General features: G+C 40.8%; 20 protein-coding genes. All 20 read left to right on the top strand.

What is annotated here, in order from left to right:
- The first annotated feature begins 170 nt into the window (after positions 1 to 170).
- The 20 genes from gyrA (at position 171) to HMPREF1048_RS12795 (ending at position 21,362) form a co-directional block, all read left to right on the top strand.
- A complete protein-coding gene (gyrA, locus tag HMPREF1048_RS08955) occupies positions 171 to 2,639 on the top strand; it encodes a DNA gyrase subunit A (RefSeq protein ID WP_001154036.1) in 2,469 nt (822 codons plus the stop codon).
- The gene (gene srtA, locus HMPREF1048_RS08950; protein WP_000078840.1) at positions 2,639 to 3,382 is read left to right on the top strand and encodes a sortase SrtA; all 744 of its coding nucleotides are present in this window, start codon (positions 2,639 to 2,641) and stop codon (positions 3,380 to 3,382) included. The genes gyrA and srtA overlap by 1 nt, the downstream gene beginning before the upstream one ends.
- 140 nt (positions 3,383 to 3,522) lie before the next feature.
- Positions 3,523 to 4,320 (top strand): formate/nitrite transporter family protein, encoded by a 798-nt coding sequence (locus HMPREF1048_RS08945; protein WP_000254773.1) that lies wholly within the window; start codon positions 3,523 to 3,525, stop codon positions 4,318 to 4,320.
- Between the two features lie 146 nt (positions 4,321 to 4,466).
- Positions 4,467 to 5,747, top strand: a complete 1,281-nt coding sequence (locus tag HMPREF1048_RS08940; protein WP_000196311.1) for an O-acetylhomoserine aminocarboxypropyltransferase/cysteine synthase family protein — start codon at positions 4,467 to 4,469, stop codon at positions 5,745 to 5,747.
- 95 nt (positions 5,748 to 5,842) lie between these two features.
- Positions 5,843 to 7,117, top strand: coding sequence for a DUF2130 domain-containing protein (locus HMPREF1048_RS08935; protein WP_001002604.1), 1,275 nt, complete (start codon positions 5,843 to 5,845; stop codon positions 7,115 to 7,117).
- A 56-nt stretch (positions 7,118 to 7,173) separates the two neighbouring features.
- Positions 7,174 to 8,034 carry a hypothetical protein gene (locus HMPREF1048_RS08930; protein ID WP_001060856.1) on the top strand — a complete coding sequence of 287 codons (861 nt, stop codon included), beginning with the start codon at positions 7,174 to 7,176 and terminating at the stop codon, positions 8,032 to 8,034.
- A gap of 28 nt (positions 8,035 to 8,062) precedes the next feature.
- Positions 8,063 to 8,941: a tRNA pseudouridine(55) synthase TruB gene (gene truB, locus HMPREF1048_RS08925; RefSeq protein ID WP_001013273.1), complete on the top strand. Its 879-nt coding sequence runs from the start codon at positions 8,063 to 8,065 to the stop codon at positions 8,939 to 8,941.
- Positions 8,942 to 9,050: 109 nt separating this feature from the next.
- Positions 9,051 to 9,689, top strand: coding sequence for a uridine kinase (gene udk, locus HMPREF1048_RS08920; RefSeq protein ID WP_001181376.1), 639 nt, complete (start codon positions 9,051 to 9,053; stop codon positions 9,687 to 9,689).
- A 127-nt stretch (positions 9,690 to 9,816) separates the two neighbouring features.
- The gene (gene xseA / locus HMPREF1048_RS08915) at positions 9,817 to 11,157 is read left to right on the top strand and encodes an exodeoxyribonuclease VII large subunit (RefSeq protein WP_000417480.1); all 1,341 of its coding nucleotides are present in this window, start codon (positions 9,817 to 9,819) and stop codon (positions 11,155 to 11,157) included.
- Positions 11,135 to 11,347 carry an exodeoxyribonuclease VII small subunit gene (locus HMPREF1048_RS08910; RefSeq protein ID WP_000043223.1) on the top strand — a complete coding sequence of 71 codons (213 nt, stop codon included), beginning with the start codon at positions 11,135 to 11,137 and terminating at the stop codon, positions 11,345 to 11,347. The genes xseA and HMPREF1048_RS08910 overlap by 23 nt, the downstream gene beginning before the upstream one ends.
- Positions 11,344 to 12,219, top strand: a complete 876-nt coding sequence (locus HMPREF1048_RS08905; RefSeq protein ID WP_000743801.1) for a polyprenyl synthetase family protein — start codon at positions 11,344 to 11,346, stop codon at positions 12,217 to 12,219. Before HMPREF1048_RS08910 ends, HMPREF1048_RS08905 begins: the two co-directional genes overlap by 4 nt.
- Positions 12,212 to 13,027: a TlyA family RNA methyltransferase gene (locus HMPREF1048_RS08900; RefSeq protein ID WP_001041063.1), complete on the top strand. Its 816-nt coding sequence runs from the start codon at positions 12,212 to 12,214 to the stop codon at positions 13,025 to 13,027. The genes HMPREF1048_RS08905 and HMPREF1048_RS08900 overlap by 8 nt, the downstream gene beginning before the upstream one ends.
- Positions 13,020 to 13,451, top strand: a complete 432-nt coding sequence (locus HMPREF1048_RS08895; RefSeq protein ID WP_001034395.1) for an arginine repressor — start codon at positions 13,020 to 13,022, stop codon at positions 13,449 to 13,451. Before HMPREF1048_RS08900 ends, HMPREF1048_RS08895 begins: the two co-directional genes overlap by 8 nt.
- A 6-nt stretch (positions 13,452 to 13,457) precedes the next feature.
- Positions 13,458 to 15,125, top strand: coding sequence for a DNA repair protein RecN (gene recN, locus HMPREF1048_RS08890; protein ID WP_000923598.1), 1,668 nt, complete (start codon positions 13,458 to 13,460; stop codon positions 15,123 to 15,125).
- Between the two features lies 1 nt (position 15,126).
- Positions 15,127 to 15,855, top strand: coding sequence for a metallophosphoesterase family protein (locus HMPREF1048_RS08885; RefSeq protein WP_000133351.1), 729 nt, complete (start codon positions 15,127 to 15,129; stop codon positions 15,853 to 15,855).
- A 78-nt stretch (positions 15,856 to 15,933) separates the two neighbouring features.
- Complete coding sequence (gene lepA / locus HMPREF1048_RS08880) at positions 15,934 to 17,757, top strand: translation elongation factor 4 (protein ID WP_001047210.1); 1,824 nt, start codon at positions 15,934 to 15,936, stop codon at positions 17,755 to 17,757.
- A 261-nt stretch (positions 17,758 to 18,018) separates the two neighbouring features.
- Positions 18,019 to 18,495 carry a PTS sugar transporter subunit IIA gene (locus HMPREF1048_RS08875; RefSeq protein ID WP_000521972.1) on the top strand — a complete coding sequence of 159 codons (477 nt, stop codon included), beginning with the start codon at positions 18,019 to 18,021 and terminating at the stop codon, positions 18,493 to 18,495.
- A 38-nt stretch (positions 18,496 to 18,533) separates the two neighbouring features.
- On the top strand, positions 18,534 to 18,839 hold the full coding sequence (locus HMPREF1048_RS08870) for a PTS sugar transporter subunit IIB (RefSeq protein WP_000590548.1): 306 nt from the start codon (positions 18,534 to 18,536) through the stop codon (positions 18,837 to 18,839).
- Between the two features lie 48 nt (positions 18,840 to 18,887).
- Positions 18,888 to 20,363, top strand: coding sequence for a PTS galactitol transporter subunit IIC (locus HMPREF1048_RS08865; RefSeq protein WP_000338739.1), 1,476 nt, complete (start codon positions 18,888 to 18,890; stop codon positions 20,361 to 20,363).
- Positions 20,364 to 20,465: 102 nt separating this feature from the next.
- On the top strand, positions 20,466 to 21,362 hold the full coding sequence (locus HMPREF1048_RS12795; RefSeq protein WP_000234204.1) for an aldose 1-epimerase family protein: 897 nt from the start codon (positions 20,466 to 20,468) through the stop codon (positions 21,360 to 21,362).
- Positions 21,363 to 21,610 lie beyond the last annotated feature (248 nt).

Below are 21,610 nucleotides of genomic sequence, written 5' to 3'. Positions count from 1 at the left end.
ATTCAGGGATTTCCCCAGTTAGTTTAATTCTATCACTTTTAAAAAGCTTTGTCACGAATATGCCTTGGAGTTCTTGATGTAAACGTTTTAGCTAATTTGGATACCTGAAATATGGCGGACATTATGGTATAATATTATTAATTACTAATAGTGAAATGAGGCATTTATTAATGCAGGATAGAAATTTAGTGAATGTCAATCTGACAAAGGAGATGAAGACGAGCTTTATCGATTACGCCATGAGTGTTATTGTAGCGCGGGCTCTTCCTGATGTTCGAGATGGCTTGAAACCTGTTCACCGTCGGATTCTCTATGGAATGAATGAATTGGGTGTTACTCCAGACAAACCCCATAAAAAATCTGCTCGTATTACAGGGGACGTCATGGGTAAATACCACCCACACGGGGATTCCTCTATTTATGAAGCAATGGTCCGCATGGCTCAATGGTGGAGTTACCGTTACATGCTTGTAGATGGGCATGGAAACTTTGGTTCCATGGATGGAGATGGTGCTGCCGCCCAGCGTTATACTGAAGCACGTATGAGCAAGATTGCTCTAGAAATGCTTCGAGATATCAATAAGAATACGGTTGATTTCGTCGATAACTATGATGCCAATGAACGCGAACCCTTGGTCTTGCCAGCTCGTTTTCCAAACCTTTTGGTCAATGGAGCAACTGGTATTGCTGTTGGGATGGCTACCAACATTCCTCCTCACAATCTAGGTGAGACCATTGATGCAGTCAAGCTCGTCATGGACAATCCTGAAGTGACTACCAAGGACTTGATGGAAGTCTTGCCTGGTCCAGATTTTCCAACAGGTGCCCTTGTCATGGGGAAATCAGGCATTCATAAGGCTTATGAAACAGGTAAAGGTTCTATTGTCCTTCGTTCTCGTACTGAAATTGAAGAAACTAAGACTGGCCGTGAGCGCATCGTTGTGACGGAATTTCCTTACATGGTCAATAAAACCAAGGTGCATGAGCATATTGTTCGTTTGGTTCAGGAAAAACGGATTGAGGGCATCACAGCGGTTCGTGATGAGTCAAACCGCGAAGGGGTTCGTTTCGTGATCGAGGTCAAGCGCGATGCTTCAGCCAATGTTATCCTCAATAACCTCTTCAAGATGACCCAGATGCAAACCAACTTTGGTTTTAATATGTTGGCGATTCAAAATGGGGTGCCGAAGATTTTATCTCTTCGTCAGATTTTGGATGCTTATATTGAGCACCAAAAAGAAGTGGTTGTTCGTCGTACTCGTTTTGATAAGGAAAAAGCGGAAGCGCGTGCTCATATCTTAGAAGGTCTCTTGATTGCGCTAGACCATATCGACGAAGTGATTCGTATCATCCGTGCTAGTGAAACGGATGCTGAAGCACAAGCTGAGTTGATGAGCAAGTTTAAGCTTTCTGAACGTCAAAGTCAGGCCATCCTTGATATGCGTCTCCGTCGTTTGACAGGTTTGGAACGCGATAAGATTCAGTCTGAGTATGATGACCTCTTGGCTCTGATTGCGGATTTAGCAGATATTCTTGCTAAACCAGAACGTGTTTCTCAAATCATCAAAGATGAATTAGATGAAGTCAAGCGTAAGTTTGGTGACCAACGTCGTACTGAATTGATGGTCGGTGAAGTCTTGAGTCTTGAAGATGAGGATTTGATTGAAGAATCGGATGTCTTGATTACACTGTCAAACAAAGGTTACATCAAACGTCTGGACCAAGCTGAGTTTACCGCTCAAAAACGTGGTGGACGTGGTGTTCAAGGGACAGGCGTTAAGGATGACGATTTTGTTCGTGAGTTAGTGTCAACTAGCACCCATGATCACCTGCTCTTCTTCACAAATAAAGGACGTGTCTATCGTTTGAAAGGTTATGAAATTCCTGAGTATGGTCGGACGGCCAAAGGACTACCAGTAGTTAATCTCTTGAAATTGGATGAAGGCGAAAGTATTCAGACGATTATCAATGTTGAGTCTGAACGCAGCGATGATGCTTACCTCTTCTTCACAACACGTCATGGTATTGTGAAGAGAACCAGCGTTAAGGAATTTGCCAACATTCGTCAAAATGGACTTAAGGCATTGAACCTCAAAGATGAAGATGAGCTAATTAATGTCTTATTGACAGAAGAAGATACGGATATTATCATTGGTACCAAGTTTGGTTATGCAGTTCGCTTTAATCAATCAGCTGTTCGTGGCATGAGTCGTATCGCCACTGGTGTGAAAGGTGTTAACCTTCGTGATGGAGATACAGTTGTTGGAGCTAGTGTGATTACAGATCAAGACGAGGTTCTTATCATCACAGAAAAAGGATATGGTAAGCGTACAGTTGCGACTGAATATCCAACAAAAGGTCGTGGTGGTAAAGGAATGAAGACGGCTAATGTGGCTGAGAAAAATGGTCCTCTATCAGGTCTCTTGACTGTGAAAGGTGATGAAGACTTGATGATTATCACTGATACAGGTGTCATGATTCGAACCAATGTTGCCAATATTTCACAAACAGGACGCTCAACTATGGGAGTTAAAGTAATGCGTCTGGATCAAGATGCTAAAATTGTGACCTTTACAACGGTTGCAGCGGCAGAAAAAGAAGAAGTTGGGACAGAAAACGAAACAGAAGGTGAAGCATAATGTCTCAAAAAAATAATAAAAAGAAAAACAAACGAAAAAATCTGCTGACAAATATCCTGGCAGGATTTCTGATACTACTATCAATTGCTTTGATTTTTAATGCTAAAATTCGTGATATTTTCATAGTTTGGAATACCAATAAGTACCAAGTTAGTCAGGTATCAAAAGAAAAAATAGAAGAAAATCAGGATACAGAAGGAAATTTTGATTTTGATTCTGTCAAAGCTATCTCCTCGGAAGCTGTTCTAGCTTCTCAATGGGATGCTCAAAAATTACCAGTTATTGGCGGAATTGCAGTTCCTGAATTAGAAATGAATCTGCCAATTTTTAAAGGGCTTGATAATGTCAATCTCTTCTATGGTGCTGGTACCATGAAACGCGATCAAGTGATGGGGAAAGGAAATTATAGTCTAGCTAGTCATCATATTTTTGGTGTCAATAATGCTAATAAAATGTTATTTTCTCCTTTAGATAACGCTAAAAATGGCATGAAGATTTATCTAACCGATAAAAATAAAGTTTATACTTATGAAATACGTGAAGTCAAACGTGTTACACCGGATCGTGTTGATGAAGTTGATGATAGAGATGGGGTCAATGAGATTACCTTAGTAACCTGTGAAGATCTTGCTGCTACAGAACGTATTATTGTAAAAGGCGATTTGAAAGAAACAAAAGAATATTCACAAACATCTGATGAAATCCTAACAGCTTTCAATCAACCATATAAACAATTTTATTAATACAAATCAGTGAAATCTTGGATTTCACTGATTTTTTTAAGATTTTCATAAAAATAAACTTTTATGAAATACAGAAAACGCTTCCTTAATTTTAAAGTTTGTGATATAATTATCAGGTAAAAAATTTTTAGGAGTTTATTATGGTTTCTTCAGAATTTATCTCAAAGATTGAATTTGCTTGCAAGAAGAAGGAAAGTCTTTATAGTCAAAGCAAATTTAAGTATGCGATTCGTTCTATGTTCGCAGGTGCATTTTTAACCTTCAGTACTGCTGCTGGTGCAGTTGGGGCTGACTTGATTAATAAAATTGCACCAGGTAGTGGACGTTTCCTCTTCCCCTTTGTCTTTGCTTGGGGATTGGCCTACATTGTTTTCTTAAATGCCGAGTTGGTAACATCAAACATGATGTTCTTGACTGCTGGTAGTTTCTTGAAAAAAATCTCTTGGAGAAAAACAGCTGAGATTTTACTTTACTGTACCTTGTTTAACCTTATCGGAGCCTTGATAGCAGGTTGGGGCTTTGCCCACTCAGCAGCTTATGCACATCTGACTCACGATAGTTTCATTTCAGGGGTTGTTGAGATGAAGTTAGGCCGCTCAAATGAATTAATCTTGCTTGAGGCGATTTTGGCAAATATTTTCGTAAATATTGCGATTCTTTCATTTGTTTTGGTCAAAGATGGTGGTGCCAAACTTTGGCTTGTGTTGTCAGCAATTTACATGTTTGTATTCTTAACAAACGAGCACATTGCGGCGAACTTTGCTTCTTTCGCGATTGTAAAATTCAGTGTTGCTGCTGATTCAATTGCTAACTTCGGTGTTGGGAATATGCTTCGCCACTGGGGTGTAACCTTCATTGGAAACTTTATCGGAGGAGGTCTTTTGATGGGTCTTCCATATGCCTTCCTCAATAAAAATGAAGATACTTATGTAGATTAAGAAAATGAGCACGATTGATTCGTGCTTTTTTCGATTTTGTAAGAAGTAATAGCCGCTTCTTATATCAAAATATAGAAAAGAGGTATTAGTCAAGATAGGTAGATAGTGCTACAATATCCTTAATGAAACTATATGGAGGTAGCCTTATGACTCGTGATTTTAAATTTGAAACCTTACAATTGCATGCTGGTCAAGTTGTGGATCCAGCAACTAAGTCTCGTGCAGTGCCGATTTATCAAACAACATCCTTTGTTTTTGATGACACGCAGGAAGGTGCCGATCTGTTTGCCTTGAGGAAACCAGGGAACATTTATACTCGTATCACCAATCCTACAACAGCTGCCTTTGAAGAAAGAATTGCTGCCCTTGAAGGTGGTGTTGGAGCTCTTGCAACCGCATCAGGTATGGCTGCAGTGACTTATACGATTTTGGCGCTTGCCCACGCTGGTGACCATGTTGTAGCAGCCTCAACTATTTACGGTGGAACATTCAATCTTTTGAAAGAAACCCTTCCTCGTTATGGTATCACAACAACCTTTGTCGATGTTGATAATTTGGAGGAAGTGGAAGCAGCTATCAAAGACAATACCAAGCTTGTCTTGATTGAAACCTTGGGGAATCCCTTGATAAACATTCCTGACTTGGAAAAATTGGCTGAGATTACTCATAAACACCAGATTCCTCTTGTTTCTGATAATACCTTTGCCACACCATATTTGATTAACGTTTTTTCTCACGGTGTTGATATTGCTATTCATTCTGCGACTAAGTTTATTGGTGGGCATGGTACGACTATTGGAGGAGTGATTGTCGATAGTGGTCGTTTTGACTGGGCTGCTTCAGGGAAATTTCCTCAATTTGTTGAGGAAGACCCAAGCTACCATAATTTGAGCTATACTCGTGATGTGGGTGTAGCAGCATTTATTATAGCTGTCCGTGTTCAATTGCTCCGTGATACAGGGGCGGCCTTGTCGCCATTTAATGCCTTCTTGTTACTCCAAGGACTTGAAACCCTTTCACTTCGTGTCGAACGTCATGTGCAAAATGCTGAGAAAATTGTTGATTTCCTTGTCAACCATCCTAAGGTAGAAAAAGTCAACTATCCAAAACTTGCTGATAGTCCTTACCATGCCTTGGCTGAGAAATATCTTCCTAAAGGTGTGGGTTCAATCTTTACCTTCCATATCAAAGGGGGAGAGGCAGAAGCACGCAAGGTAATTGATCATTTAGAAATCTTCTCTGACCTAGCAAACGTGGCAGATGCCAAATCGCTTGTCGTCCATCCAGCTACAACAACTCATGGTCAATTGTCAGAAAAAGACCTGGAAGCAGCTGGCGTCACACCAAACCAAATCCGCTTGTCAATCGGACTTGAAAATGTAGATGATTTGATTGAGGACTTGCGCTTGGCCTTGGAAAAAATTTAAAGTAAAAGAAGATAAACAGTGGGTTTCGACTCACTGTTTTTGATTTTCCCTTAGGCATGATATAATGGTTAAAGAAGTCTAGAAAGAGGAACGATATGAACGAAATCAAATGTCCTAACTGTGGGGAAGTCTTTACAGTAAATGAAAGTCAGTATGCCGAACTTTTGTCCCAAGTGAGAACAGCAGAGTTTGATAAGGAATTGCACGATCGGATGAAGCAGGAACTGGCCTTGGCTGAGCAAAAGGCCATGAATGAACAACAGTCTAAACTAGCTCAAAAAGACCAAGAAATCGCGCAATTGCAGAGTCAAATCCAAAACTTTGATACAGAAAAAGAATTGGCCAAAAAAGAGGTTGAACAGACAAGTAATCAGGCCTTATTGGCTAAGGATAAGGAAGTACAGGCCTTGGAAAACCAATTGGCTACCTTGCGTTTGAAGCATGAAAATCAACTGCAAAAGACTCTTTCTGACTTAGAAAAAGAACGGGATCAGGTTAAAAACCAGCTTCTCTTGCAAGAAAAAGAAAACGAACTCTCTCTTGCTTCAGTTAAGCAAAACTACGAAGCCCAGCTCAAGGCAGCTAGTGAACAAGTCGAATTTTATAAGAATTTCAAAGCTCAACAATCCACAAAAGCCATCGGGGAAAGTTTGGAACAGTATGCAGAGAGTGAGTTTAACAAGGTCCGCAGTTTTGCCTTTCCAAATGCCTACTTTGAGAAGGATAACAAGGTTTCAGCGCGTGGGTCTAAGGGTGACTTTATCTTCCGGGAGTGTGATGAAAATGGGGTAGAGATTATCTCCATTATGTTTGAGATGAAAAATGAAGCGGACGGAACAGAGAAGAAGCACAAGAATGCGGATTTTTATAAGGAATTGGACAAGGACCGTCGGGAGAAGAGCTGTGAATATGCCGTTTTAGTGACCATGCTTGAGGCTGATAACGACTACTTTAACACAGGGATTGTTGACGTCAGCCACGAGTATGAAAAGATGTATGTGGTTCGTCCTCAGTTCTTTATTCAATTGATTGGTTTATTACGCAATGCGGCGCTTAATTCTCTAAAATATAAGCAGGAGTTGGCCTTGGTTCGCGAACAAAATATTGACATTACGCATTTTGAGGAAGACTTGGACGCCTTTAAACTAGCCTTTGCCAAGAACTATAATTCAGCTTCGACTAACTTTGGCAAAGCTATCGATGAAATTGACAAGGCTATCAAACGCATGGAAGAGGTTAAGAAGTTCCTAACTACATCCGAAAACCAACTTCGCCTTGCAAACAACAAATTGGAAGATGTTTCCGTTAAAAAATTGACCCGGAAAAATCCAACTATGAAAGCGAAATTTGAAGCACTGAAGGGGGAGTAGTTTCATTTGTAATGTATGGTGGCACTAGTTCAACAATATGAATGGGGAATTATATAATGAATAATAAAAGTTTAATACCTATGCCTGATCTCAATTTGAATGACATAGTTCATCTATCAAAAGAAAATGAAAAGTTAATTGTTAATTTTCTAAGTACATCAGATGAGTTACATACAATCAATCAATTTTATCATGTCTATATCTTTAATTTTTGTCAAATATTTTATCACTTTGAGTTGGGTACTAACGATAACATAAGGAAACAAAATGGTTTGAATGGTGATGAATTCATTATTATTAATTCTTTACTTATAAATTTAATGAGTTCATCTAAGACTTTAGTTGATTTGTTAATTAACTTTGATAAAAAGTATTCACAAAAGTTAGAAAAAATGATAAACAAAATATATGATTCAGAGCTTTCGTATATATTAATTATGACTTTAAGAAATTTCGCATTGCATGGGCACATTCCTCTATATTTCAATCAAAATAGGTATAGCTTTAATTTAGATTATATACTAAAAGAAGGTGAAAAGTTTAATTTCAGTAAGTCATCAAAGGAAGCTTTCACAAAAATTCGTGATGAAATTAGGCATATGTATGGAGATATAGCAAATATTGCTTTTACAACAACTCTTATGGATTTTCACCTTAATTTACTAAAGATTTATTATCAATTTTATATCGAAAATCAAGCTTTATTAGAAAGTTTCTTTAAATCTGTAGAGTTAAAATTACAAAAAGAGAAAAGAAAAATAAAAAATGGACAATTAATTATAGAGATTGATGGGGAACTTCACAGTATTATAATGTGCAGTAAAACAAAATTGTTTAAGAAACTAATGCAGGAAGCAAAAATTAACTTTTATGATTTTAAGAAACAAAAGCTAAAAAGTCGTAGGGAAAAAAATTAGAAGGTATCAGGAAATCAGAAAGTAAGATATGAACGGTATTATCAACTTAAAAAAAGAAGCGGGCATGACCTCGCATGATGCGGTTTTTAAACTGCGTAAGATTTTGGGAACTAAGAAGATTGGTCATGGTGGGACCTTGGATCCGGATGTGGTGGGTGTTTTGCCCATTGCGGTTGGCAAGGCGACACGCATGGTCGAGTTTATGCAGGATGAGGGCAAGGTCTATGAGGGGGAAATCACTCTGGGCTATTCCACGACGACTGAGGATGCTAGTGGGGAAGTGGTTGCAGAGACACCCGTTCTGTCGCCCTTGGATGAAAAGCTTGTCGATGAAGCAATCGCTAGTTTGACTGGGCCTATTACTCAGATTCCGCCTATGTATTCGGCTGTCAAGGTCAATGGTCGTAAGCTCTATGAGTATGCGCGTGCTGGTCAGGAAGTGGAGCGTCCAGAACGTCAGGTGACCATTTATAGCTTTGAGCGAACAAGTCCGATTTCTTATGAGGGTCATCTTGCACGCTTTACTTTTCGTGTGAAATGTAGCAAGGGAACTTATATCCGTACATTATCGGTTGACTTGGGAGAAAAATTGGGCTATGCGGCTCATATGTCTCATTTGACACGAACAAGTGCTGCAGGTTTGCACCTTGAGGATGCTCTTACCTTGGAAGAAATTGCTGCAAAAGTGGGGGCTGGCCAGCTGGACTTTCTCCATCCTCTAGAGATTGGGATAGGCGACCTTGTCAAAGTTTTTCTATCCCCAGAACAGGCTACAGAAGTACGCTTTGGTCGTTTTATCGAGCTAGACCAGACAGACCAAGAATTAGCTGCCTTTGAAGGCGATAAATTGCTAGCCATTCTAGAAAAACGGGACAATCTCTACAAGCCAAGGAAGGTTTTTAGATAGTCTAACTGGGGTGTAGGGAGTGTTGTTTCCCCTAGACTATCCAAATCAGACTATAAATTTTGCAAAAAATGTGATAGAATAGACGACGGATAAAAAAACGGAGGATAGCATGCAAAATAGACCAATCATTATCGGAGTGACAGGTGGTTCTGGTGGAGGTAAGACCAGTGTTTCAAGAGCCATTTTATCGCATTTTCCTGATGAAAAGATTTCCATGATTGAGCATGATTCATACTACAAGGATCAGTCTCATTTGACCTTTGAAGAGCGTGTCAAAACCAACTACGACCATCCTTTTGCCTTTGATACAGACTTGATGATTGAGCAGATTAAGGAATTGTTGGCAGGGCGTCCGGTGGACATCCCGACTTATGACTATACAGAGCATACACGGAGTAGCAAGACCTATCGTCAGGAGCCTCAAGATGTCTTTATCGTTGAGGGGATTTTGGTCTTGGAGGACAAGCGCCTGCGCGATTTGATGGATATCAAGATTTTTGTGGATACGGATGATGATGTGCGCATTATTCGTCGTATCAAGCGTGATATGGAGGAGCGTGGCCGTAGCCTTGATAGCGTTATTGACCAGTACTTAGGTGTGGTTAAACCAATGTACCACCAGTTTATCGAGCCAACTAAGCGTTATGCTGATATCGTCATTCCTGAGGGAGTCAGCAATACAGTTGCTATCGACCTGTTGACGACCAAGATTGCAAAGATTTTGGAAGAAGCTCGAAACAGCAAATAATCAGATGTGGAGGCCTTGCCTCCTTTTTCTATTTTTCACTCATAATGGTACATAAATGGAGATTTTTAGGCATATTTTTGGTATAATAATACCCATGAAAGAGCAAGAAAATGAATAGTAGGTGGAGATGGAAAAGTATTTATCGGTAACAACTTTGACTAAGTATCTGAAAATGAAATTCGATAAAGACCCTTACTTGGAACGGGTCTATTTAACTGGTCAAGTTTCCAACTTTCGTAAACGACCTACTCACCAATATTTCTCCCTAAAAGATGATCACGCAGTCATTCAAGCGACCATCTGGTCTGGAATTTATCAGAAATTAGGTTTCGACCTGGAAGAAGGGATGAAGATCAATGTGATTGGGCGTGTACAGGTCTATGAACCGAGCGGTAGCTACTCCATCATCATTGAAAAGGCTGAGCCTGATGGGGTTGGGGCGCTTGCGATTCAGTTTGAACAACTCAAGAAAAAATTGACAGAAGAAGGCCTGTTTCAAGAACGCTTCAAGCAACCTCTGCCCCAATTTTCTAAGAGAATTGGGGTAGTAACCAGTCGCAGTGGAGCCGTTATTCGAGATATTATCACGACCGTCAGCAGGCGATTTCCAGGTGTCGATATCCTGCTTTATCCAACTAAGGTGCAAGGTGATGGAGCGGCAGAAGAAATTGCTCGAAATATTGCGCGTGCTAATCAACGGGACGATTTGGATTTGCTCATTATTGGTCGTGGGGGTGGTTCCATCGAGGATCTCTGGGCCTTTAACGAAGAAATTGTGGTACGAGCTATTTTTGAATCTCGTTTACCAATCATTTCTAGTGTAGGGCATGAGACGGATGTGACCTTGGCGGATTTTGTGGCAGATAGGCGGGCTGCGACGCCGACAGCAGCGGCTGAACTGGCAACACCTGTGACCAAGTTGGATGTATTAGCTCATTTGCAAAATCAAGAAAAACGGATGGCAACAGCAGTCCGAAATGTCCTATCTAAGAAACAAGAAGCTTTGAAAAAATGCAGTCAGTCTGTTATCTTTAGACAGCCAGAGCGCTTGTATGATGGCTATTTGCAACGCTTGGATCAACTGCAACTGCGATTAAAACAAAGTTTGCGAACACGGATTTCTGATAACAAACAGCTAGTACAAGCAAGGACCCATCAACTAATACAATTATCACCTATTACCAAAATCCAACGCTATCAAGACCGCTTAAGCCAGTTGGATAAGCTCCTCCGTAGCCAAATGGCGTCAGTTTATGATGCCAAGGTTGCTGAAGTCAAGCGACTTTCAGAAGCCTTGTTGATGTTGGATACCAGTCGAATCGTGGCGCGTGGTTATGCAATTGTCAAAAAAGAAGAGTCCGTTGTAGATTCGGTTGAGAGTTTGAAGAAAAAAGACCAAGTGACGCTTTTGATGCGGGATGGTCGAGTAGAATTAGAGGTTAAAGATGTCAAAACAAAAGAAATTTGAGGAAAATCTAGCAGAACTGGAAAGCATTGTCCAAAGTTTGGAAAATGGTGAAATTGCTCTGGAAGATGCGATTGCTGCCTTTCAAAAGGGCATGATCCTGTCAAAAGAGCTCCAAGCGACGCTGGATAAGGCTGAAAAGACCCTAGTCAAGGTCATGCAAGAAGACGGAACAGAAAGTGATTTTGAATGAAGAAGCAAGAAAAATTAGCTCTTGTCGAGTCGGCTTTGGAAGACTTTTATGGAGACCAGCAGTTTGCCTCTAGTTTGCGAGAGTCTGTTCTCTATTCCATTCATGCTGGTGGCAAGCGTATTCGACCTTTTCTCTTGTTAGAAGTTCTGGAAGCCTTGCAGGTCGCTATTAAACCAGCACATGCGCAGGTGGCTGCGGCCTTGGAAATGATTCATACAGGGAGCTTGATTCACGATGATCTTCCAGCTATGGATGATGATGATTACCGTCGGGGACGATTGACCAATCACAAGAAATTTGGTGAAGCTATGGCGATTTTGGCTGGAGATGCTTTATTCCTAGATCCTTACGCCTTGATAGCGCAGGCAGATTTGCCAAGTCAGATCAAGGTGGACTTGATTGCTAACTTATCGCTTGCGTCAGGAAGTCTGGGCATGGTAGCAGGCCAGGTTTTGGACATGGAGGGTGAACACCAGCATTTGTCTTTGGAAGAACTTCAGACCATTCATGCTAATAAGACTGGAAAACTACTAGCTTATCCCTTCCAAGCAGCTGCTATTATAGCCGAATTGGCACCTGAGGTGCAGGCAAAACTGAAAACTGTAGGTGAATTGCTTGGACTTGCTTTTCAAGTCAGAGATGATGTACTGGATGTGACAGCTAGTTTTGAGGAAATTGGCAAGACACCTCAAAAGGACCTGCAGGCTGAAAAATCAACCTATCCAGCCTTGTTGGGCTTGGAAAAGGCCATTGCCTTTTGTAACCAAACCTTGGATCAAGCTAATGCCAAATTAGAAGAAATTGCCCAGCAGATTCCCTTTGAAACAGAATCGATTGTAAAAGTAGTAGAAAGTTTGAGAATCAATGGCTAAGGAAAGAGTGGATGTACTAGCTTATAAACAGGGCTTGTTTGAAACGAGAGAACAGGCCAAGCGCGGTGTGATGGCTGGTCTAGTCGTAGCAGTTCTGAATGGAGAACGGTTTGACAAACCAGGAGAGAAAATTCCAGATGACACCGAGCTAAAACTCAAGGGTGAAAAACTCAAGTATGTTAGTCGTGGTGGCTTGAAACTGGAAAAGGCCTTGCAAGTCTTTGATTTGTCAGTTGATGGGGCGACCACAATTGATATCGGTGCTTCTACCGGGGGCTTTACAGACGTCATGCTGCAGAATGGTGCTGAACTTGTCTTTGCAGTTGATGTCGGTACCAATCAGTTGGCTTGGAAATTACGCCAAGACCCACGAGTTGTCAGCATGGAGCAGTTCAATTTCCGCTATGCTGAAAAGACTGATTTCGAGCAGGAACCGAGCTTTGCCAGTATTGATGTGAGTTTCATTTCCCTAAGTCTTATTTTGCCGGCCTTGCACCGTGTGTTGGCTAATCAGGGTCAGGTTGTGGCTTTGGTTAAGCCCCAGTTTGAAGCAGGACGTGAGCAGATTGGGAAAAATGGAATTATTCGCGATGCCAAAGTCCATCAGAATGTCCTTGAATCTGTCACAGCTATGGCAGTAGAGGAAGGCTTTTCAGTCCTTGGTTTGGACTTTTCTCCCATCCAAGGTGGACATGGAAATATTGAATTTTTAGCGTATTTGAAAAAAGAAGAGTCAGCAGGCAATCAGGTTCTTGCTGAAATTGAAGAAGTAGTAGAGAGGGCGCATAGTCAATTTAAAAATGAATAAAAAAGAGAGACTTGAAAAAATTAGACGATTTGTGACAGATTATCAAATCGGTACACAAGAAGAAATTGTAGAACACTTGAAAGAGGCAGGTATCAGTGCCACTCAGGCAACGGTATCACGAGATATCAAAGAACTGGGGATTGTCAAAATTCCTTTGAGAGACAACACCTATGTCTATGAATTGCCAAAATCAATCGTAAAAAGTTTGCAACTGGCTGAAGACAATATCGAATCGGCAGAATTGATGGACAAGATGATCAATCTCCAAGTTATCCCAGGAAATACAGCTTTTGTAAAAGCTCAGTTAACCGAGACTTTTGCGGATAAGATTTTTAGCTGTTTAGCTGATGATAGCTCGATTTTAGTCATTGCCAGAAGTGAAAGTCTAGCTGAGGAAATCTTTGAACAAGTAAAAAATTGGTAGGTCTATATGTTACTTGAAATTTCGATAAAAAACTTTGCCATTATTGAGGCTATTTCTCTCAATTTTGAAAAGGGAATGACTGTCCTGACTGGTGAAACGGGTGCAGGGAAGTCGATTATCATTGATGCCATGAATATGATGTTGGGAGCTCGTGCTACGACAGATGTTATTCGTCATGGTGCGCCAAAGGCAGAGATTGAGGGGCTTTTCTCAGTTGAGAATAGTCGCCTTTTACAGGAAATTTTTGATGAGCAAGGTTTGGAAATGGGGGATGAAATTATCATCCGTCGGGAAATCTTGCTAAATGGTCGGAGTATCAGTCGTGTCAATGGCCAGATGGTTAATCTGTCTGTTTTGCGTGCTATTGGACAACATCTAGTAGATATTCATGGTCAGCATGACCAAGAAGAGTTAATGCGTCCCCAACTGCATATCCAGATGTTGGATGAATTCGGTAACGCAGCTTTTTGGGACTTGAAAGAAACCTATCAAACGAGTTTTGATGCTTATCGAAAAATGCGTAAGCAGGTTCTGGAAGTCAAGAAAAACCAACAGGAACATAAGGCTCGTATCGAAATGTTGGAATTTCAAATGGCAGAGATTGAGGCAGCAAACTTGCAGGCTAGAGAAGACCTGGCTCTCAACCAAGAGCGAGAGAAACTGCTCAATCATAAAAATATTGCGGATACACTGACCAATGCCTACAGCATGTTGGACAATGAAGATTTTTCAAGTCTGGCCAATGTTCGTTCAGCCATGAATGATATGGAAAGTGTCGAAGAGTATGACCCTGAATACCGTGAAATTTCAAGCTCTCTGTCTGAGACCTACTATGTCTTAGAAGATATTAGCAAACGTTTGGAAGCTATTATAGAGGACCTTGATTTTGACGGCAATCGTCTCATGCAGGTTGAGAATCGTTTGGACCTCCTTCATACTATTACCCGCAAGTACGGTGGGACTGTGGATGATGTTTTGCTTTATTTTGCAAAGATTACGGAAGAATACAATCTCTTGACAGGCAACAGCCTTTCTTCTGAAGACATGGAAGCAGAGCTCAAGAAATTGGAAGTCAATCTTGTTGATTTGGCTGGCCAGCTTGCATCTGCACGTCATGACTTGGCTCAGCAGCTTGAAGCTGAGATTAAACAAGAACTGCAAGACCTTTATATGGAAAAAGCCCAGTTTCAGGTTCGTTTTAGCAAGGGAAAATTCAGTCGTGAGGGAAATGAAATGGTTGAGTTTTATATTTCAACCAACCCTGGTGAAGACTTTAAACCCTTGGTCAAGGTTGCGTCTGGTGGGGAATTATCTCGTCTCATGCTAGCCATTAAGTCTGCCTTTTCACGTAAAGAAGGTAAGACTAGCATTGTCTTTGATGAGGTGGATACGGGAGTTTCAGGACGTGTTGCCCAAGCTATTGCGCAGAAGATTCACAAGATTGGTCAGCATGGGCAGGTTCTAGCTATTTCCCATTTGCCACAAGTGATTGCGATTGCGGATTATCAATTCTTTATTGAGAAGATTAGCAATGAGCATTCAACGGTTTCGACTGTTCGTCTCTTGACGGTTGAAGAGCGAGTGGAGGAAGTTGCCAAGATGTTGGCTGGTGATGATGTGACGGAAGCAGCCCTGACACAAGCCAGAGAATTGTTGAGAAACAGGGAGAAATAAGATGACTGACTATTATGTAATTGGAGATGTTCACGGAAAAGCAGGGATGCTGGAAGACCTTCTCAAAACCTGGGATGGTCAGACCCAGTTGCTCTTTCTAGGGGATTTGATTGACCGCGGTGAAGATAGTCGCCGTGTTCTTGAAATGGTTAAGGACTTGGTTGATAATCAAGGGGCGATCTGTTTATCAGGAAATCATGAGTATATGTTTTTAACTTGGCTCGATGACCCAGAAGAAAGCTATGACCACTATCGTCGCAATGGTGGAGATACAACCATTAACTCTATCCTAGGTCGTCCCTTGGATGCACCAGTTGACGGGGTTGAGGATGCCAAGCGTGTTGCTACTGAAGCGGCAGATTTGGTCGAATTCATTCGTCAAATGCCTTTTGTGGTAGAGACAGACAAGTATATCTTTGTTCATGCAGGTATTGATTTGACCTTGGATGACTGGCGTGAAACCACAGATTATAAAAAAGTCTGGCTTAGAAAACCATTCCACGAAGCAGAAAATCATACTGGAAAAATCATTGTCTTCGGCCATACACCGGTTTATGGTTTGTTACAGCAAGAGCGTGGTACTGCTGAGCTTTGGACTACAGAAGATGGCAAGGTTGGGATGGACGGAGGAGCTGTCTACGGTGGTGTCCTTCACGGGATTGTCTTTACTGACCAAGGAATGACAGAACACCACTTTATCGAAAATGACGGCTTTGTCGCTGAAGATTAGTACTCCTAGCAGGGTATGGTCTTGTCAAAAAGTCAAAAACAATTTATAATAAATAGATACCCTGAAAGGAAGAGAATCATGAACTTAGAAGAATTGAAAAAACGACAGGAGAAGATCCGTAACTTCTCTATTATCGCCCATATTGACCACGGAAAGTCGACTCTAGCAGACCGTATTTTGGAAAAAACAGAGACAGTTTCCAGTCGTGAAATGCAAGCTCAACTTTTGGATAGCATGGATCTAGAGCGAGAACGTGGGATTACCATTAAGTTGAATGCCATCGAGCTGAATTATACTGCAAAAGATGGGGAAACTTATATTTTCCACTTGATTGACACGCCAGGGCACGTAGACTTTACCTATGAAGTTTCACGTTCGCTCGCTGCCTGTGAGGGTGCTATTTTGGTGGTCGATGCCGCTCAAGGTATTGAGGCTCAAACCCTTGCCAACGTTTATCTGGCCTTGGACAATGATTTGGAAATCATGCCAGTCATTAACAAAATTGACCTACCAGCTGCAGATCCTGAGCGCGTGCGTACAGAGATTGAAGATGTCATTGGTCTAGATGCCAGCGAAGCAGTCTTAGCATCAGCTAAAGCTGGTATTGGTATCGAAGAAATTCTCGAGCAAATCGTAGAAAAAGTGCCAGCTCCAACAGGTGATGTGACGGCGCCTCTTAAGGCCTTGATTTTCGACTCGGTTTACGATGCCTACCGTGGGGTTATCCTCCAAGTGCGTGTCATGGATGGGGTGGTTAAACCTGGCGATAAGATTCAACTCATGAGTAATGGCAAGACCTTTGATGTTACGGAAGTTGGTATCTTCACACCCAAAGCAGTTGGTCGTGATTTCCTTGCGACTGGTGATGTTGGTTATATCGCGGCTTCTATTAAGACGGTTCAGGATACTCGTGTGGGGGATACCGTTACCTTGGCAACCAATCCTGCGACAGAGCCCTTACATGGCTACAAGCAGATGAATCCTATGGTCTTTGCGGGTCTCTACCCAATCGAATCAAACAAGTATAATGACCTTCGTGAAGCCCTTGAAAAATTGCAACTGAATGATGCCAGTTTGCAGTTTGAACCAGAAACATCTCAGGCCCTTGGATTTGGTTTCCGTTGTGGTTTTCTTGGACTTCTCCATATGGATGTTATCCAAGAACGTTTGGAACGTGAGTTCAACATCGACCTCATCATGACAGCTCCGTCTGTTATTTACAAAGTTAATTTGACCGACGGTGAGTCTATGGATGTGTCTAACCCATCTGAGTTCCCAGATCCTACCAAGATTGCGACCATTGAAGAGCCTTATGTTAAGGCGCAAATCATGGTACCACAGGAGTTCGTAGGAGCAGTGATGGAGCTAGCTCAGCGCAAGCGAGGGGACTTTGTGACTATGGACTATATTGATGATAATCGTGTCAATGTTATCTATCAAATTCCACTGGCTGAAATCGTCTTCGACTTCTTTGATAAACTCAAGTCTTCAACACGTGGTTATGCAAGCTTTGACTATGAATTGTCAGAGTATCGCCCATCTAAGCTAGTGAAAATGGATATCCTTCTCAATGGAGACAAGGTGGATGCCCTCAGCTTTATCGTTCACAAGGATTTTGCTTATGAACGCGGGAAACTCATCGTTGATAAGCTCAAGAAAATTATCCCTCGTCAACAATTCGAGGTACCAATTCAAGCAGCAATTGGACACAAGATTGTCGCTCGTACTGATATCAAGGCCCTTCGTAAGAATGTACTTGCTAAATGTTATGGTGGTGACGTTTCTCGTAAACGCAAACTCCTTGAAAAACAAAAAGCAGGTAAGAAGCGCATGAAAGCTATCGGATCAGTAGAAGTTCCACAAGAAGCCTTCCTCAGTGTCTTGAGCATGGATGAAGAATAAATTATCAGAAATACCTTTCCTTCTTCATAGGAAATTTATATAAGAATCAATCGTAAAGCAGGCTTAAATGGTCTGCTTTTTTAGTTTCTAGAACAGAAAAAATGTTTGAAATGTTTGCTTATATGTTTGTTTTTATGTAACAAACTATAAAAACAACAAAAATATAAAAAAAGAGACAAAAAACAACAGAAAGTCATTGACAACGGTTTCATATAGTGTTATACTTATAGCATAAAGTTAATGGAAAGAAGGGAAAACCTTATGGGATTAGATCATTTCTTTGACAAAAACCTTGTGTTTTGCTTAGAAGCGGATAATCAAGAACATCTCTTTGATCAGGTTGCAACTTTATTGGAAGAACGAGAAATCGTAACTCCGACTTATCGTGAAGCCTTGATCACGCGTGAAAAGTCATTTCCAACTGGCTTAGATATGGAATTTTTGGGTAAGGATTTGCCGAATGTGGCTATTCCTCATACAGATATTGTTCATAATCTAGCTGAAAAAGTTGTGGTTGTTCGATTGGATAAACCGGTGACCTTCCACAACATGATTGCACCAGATAAGGAAGTAGAAGTATCCTTGCTCTTCTTTATCATTAATAACTCAAGTTCAAGTCAAACAAACATTCTTGCTCAGTTGATGGACTTCTTTACTGGAAATGGTCATCTTGAAGACCTATCAAAAATTTCTGAACCAGAAGCCCTCTATGCTTATATAGCTGAAGCAATCGCTTAATCTTGTCTATTAAAAATATTAAATCGGAGGAAATCCATATGATTAAAATTCTTGCCGCCTGCGGTGCAGGTGTTAACTCAAGCCACCAAATTAAAAGTGCTCTTGAAGAAGAACTTTCAAACCGTGGTTTTGATGTTCACTGTGATGCTGTTATGGTCAAAGACGTTAACGAAGATCTTATCAAAGGTTATGACATCTTTACACCAATTGCTGCGACAGATCTTGGTTTTGAACCAGGTATTCCAGTTATCGAAGCTGGACCAATCTTGTTCCGTATCCCAGCTATGAGTGCTCCAGTATATGATAATATTGAAGCAGCTATCAAAGAACACGGATTAAGCTAATTATCAATTTGTTAACATTCATATAACATAAACAAGGGAGGAACTGTTATGGATGCAATCTTTGGCCTAATCAAAGAATTTTTCACGCCCATCTTAGATATGGGTGGACCTGTCATCATGTTAATCATTTTGACAGTATTGGCTTTACTTTTTGGAGTGAAATTCTCCAAAGCGCTTGAAGGTGGTATCAAACTTGCCATCGCCCTTACTGGTATCGGTGCTATCATCGGTATGCTAAACACTGCTTTCTCAGCGTCGCTAGCAAAATTTGTTGAAAACACTGGTATCCAATTGAGTATCACTGACGTTGGTTGGGCACCACTTGCAACAATCACTTGGGGATCTGCTTGGACACTATACTTCTTGCTCATCATGTTGATTGTCAACATAGTGATGCTAGCCATGAAGAAAACAGATACACTTGACGTTGATATCTTCGATATCTGGCACTTGTCTATCACAGGTCTTTTGATTAAATGGTATGCTGACAACAACGGTGTGAGCCAAGGGGTTTCACTCTTGATTGCTACAGCAGCTATCGTACTTGTTGGTGTGTTGAAAATTATCAACTCTGACTTGATGAAACCTACATTTGATGACCTTCTTAACGCACCAAGTTCATCACCAATGACATCAACTCACATGAACTACATGATGAACCCAGTTATCATGGTTTTGGATAAGATTTTTGAAAAATTCTTCCCAGGCCTTGATAAATATGACTTTGATGCTGCTAAATTGAACAAGAAAATCGGTTTCTGGGGTTCTAAATTCTTTATCGGTTTCATTCTTGGTATCGTTATCGGTATTATGGGAACTCCACATCCAATTGCAGGGGTTGCAGATGCAGATAAATGGCGTCTTGTTATCAGAGGATGGTTGTCTCTTGGTTTGACTGCCGGTGTATCTTTGGAACTCTTCTCACTTATCGGTTCATGGTTCATCGCCGCTGTGGAACCTCTTTCACAAGGTATTACAAACGTTGCTACTAAACGTCTTCAAGGACGTAAATTCAACATCGGTCTTGACTGGCCATTCATCGCTGGTCGTGCTGAAATCTGGGCTTGTGCCAACGTACTTGCACCAATCATGTTGATTGAAGCTGTGCTTCTTTCAAAAGTCGGAAATGGTATCTTGCCACTTGCAGGTATCATCGCAATGGGTGTTACTCCAGCTCTCTTGGTTGTAACTCGTGGTAAATTGCTCCGTATGATTATCTTCGGAACTCTCTTGTTGCCACTCTTCCTTCTTTCAGGTACACTTATTGCACCATTTGCAACAGAACTTGCTAAAGGTGTAGGTGCCTTCCCAGCAGGTGTGAGTGAAACTCAATTGATTACTCACTCAACTCTTGAAGGACCAATCGAAAAACTTCTTGGTTGGACAATTGGTAACACTACAACTGGTGATGTCAAAGCAATCCTTGGTGCTGTAGTCTTCCTTGTATTCTATATCGGTATCTTTGCTTGGTACAGAAAACAAATGATCAAACGTAACGAAGAGTATGCAGCAAAAGCAAAATAATGCGCTCCTATAAAATGTAAATTGTTAAAGCTAGGTTGTCATTTTCCTGATAGGAGTGACAGCCTAGTTTTTTTATAAACTATCAAGAAATCGGAGAAAATAATGGTAATTGAATTAAAATCAGAACAATTAAGAGTTCAATTTAACAGTTTTGGTGGGGCTCTTTCTTCTATAAAAGATGCTGAGGGACTTGAGTATTTGTGGCAAGGGGATGCTACTTATTGGAGTGGACAAGCTCCTGTTCTCTTCCCCATTTGTGGTTCATTGAGAGAGGATACAGCCGTCTATATAGATGAGAAGGGGCAAGAAAGCAAAGGAAACATTCCTCGTCATGGTTTGGTTCGCAAGAAAGAATTTGAATTAGTTGAACAGACAGATAATAGTGTAACTTTTGCAATTGAAGACGATGAGAATAGCTATCAGAACTACCCTTATCATTTCCGCTTAGAAATCACTTATATCCTTACTGGCAAGACAGTACGGACTCAATACAAGATTTTCAACAAAGAAACTAGTAAGGTCATGCCTTACTTTATTGGTGGCCATCCAGGCTTTAATTGTCCCTTACTGGATGACGAGGTCTATGAAGATTACTACTTAGAGTTTGAGAAAGAAGAGACTTGCTCTGTTCCACGTCCTTTCCCAGAAACGGGTATGCTGGATTTTCAAGATAGAAGTCCATGGCTAGAGGGTCAAAAAGAATTAGACCTCAGCTATAATCTTTTCAGCACAGATGCAGTCACCTTAGATGAATTGCAATCTAGAACAATTGCCCTTCGTTCTCGTAAACATGATAAGGGATTGAAAGTGCACTTTACAGAGTTTCCAAACCTCATTATATGGTCAACTTTGAATAAGGGTCCTTTCATTGCTTTTGAACCATGGTCTGGCTTGTCAACATCCCTTGAAGAAGGAGATCATCTCGAAGATAAGAAAAATGTTCGTCTCCTAGAACCTGGTCAAGTGGATCAAATTGGTTTTGATATCGAAATCTTTTAAATAAAAAACCACAAAAACAAACATTAATTGTTGACTTTTTCAGAAAATAGGAGTATATTATGTTTGTAAGCAACAAATGATGTTTGTAACAAACAAATAATCAATTGTTATATTTTCTTTCGTGGAGAAGGATTTTCTAGGAAACTGGTTTCCTAAATTTGAATAAGGTGTCATTCATCTCATTCAATCCAATGTGTCAATAAACTGCTAGAAAGCTTTTTGTAGGTAATACTCAATGAAAATTAAAG

The sequence above is a fragment of the Streptococcus mitis SK575 genome (assembly GCF_000257865.1).
Classification (GTDB): Bacteria; Bacillota; Bacilli; order Lactobacillales; family Streptococcaceae; genus Streptococcus; species Streptococcus mitis_CQ.
The sequence above is the reverse complement of the archived record's forward strand: the minus strand, read 5'-3'. Positions and strand labels throughout refer to the sequence as shown.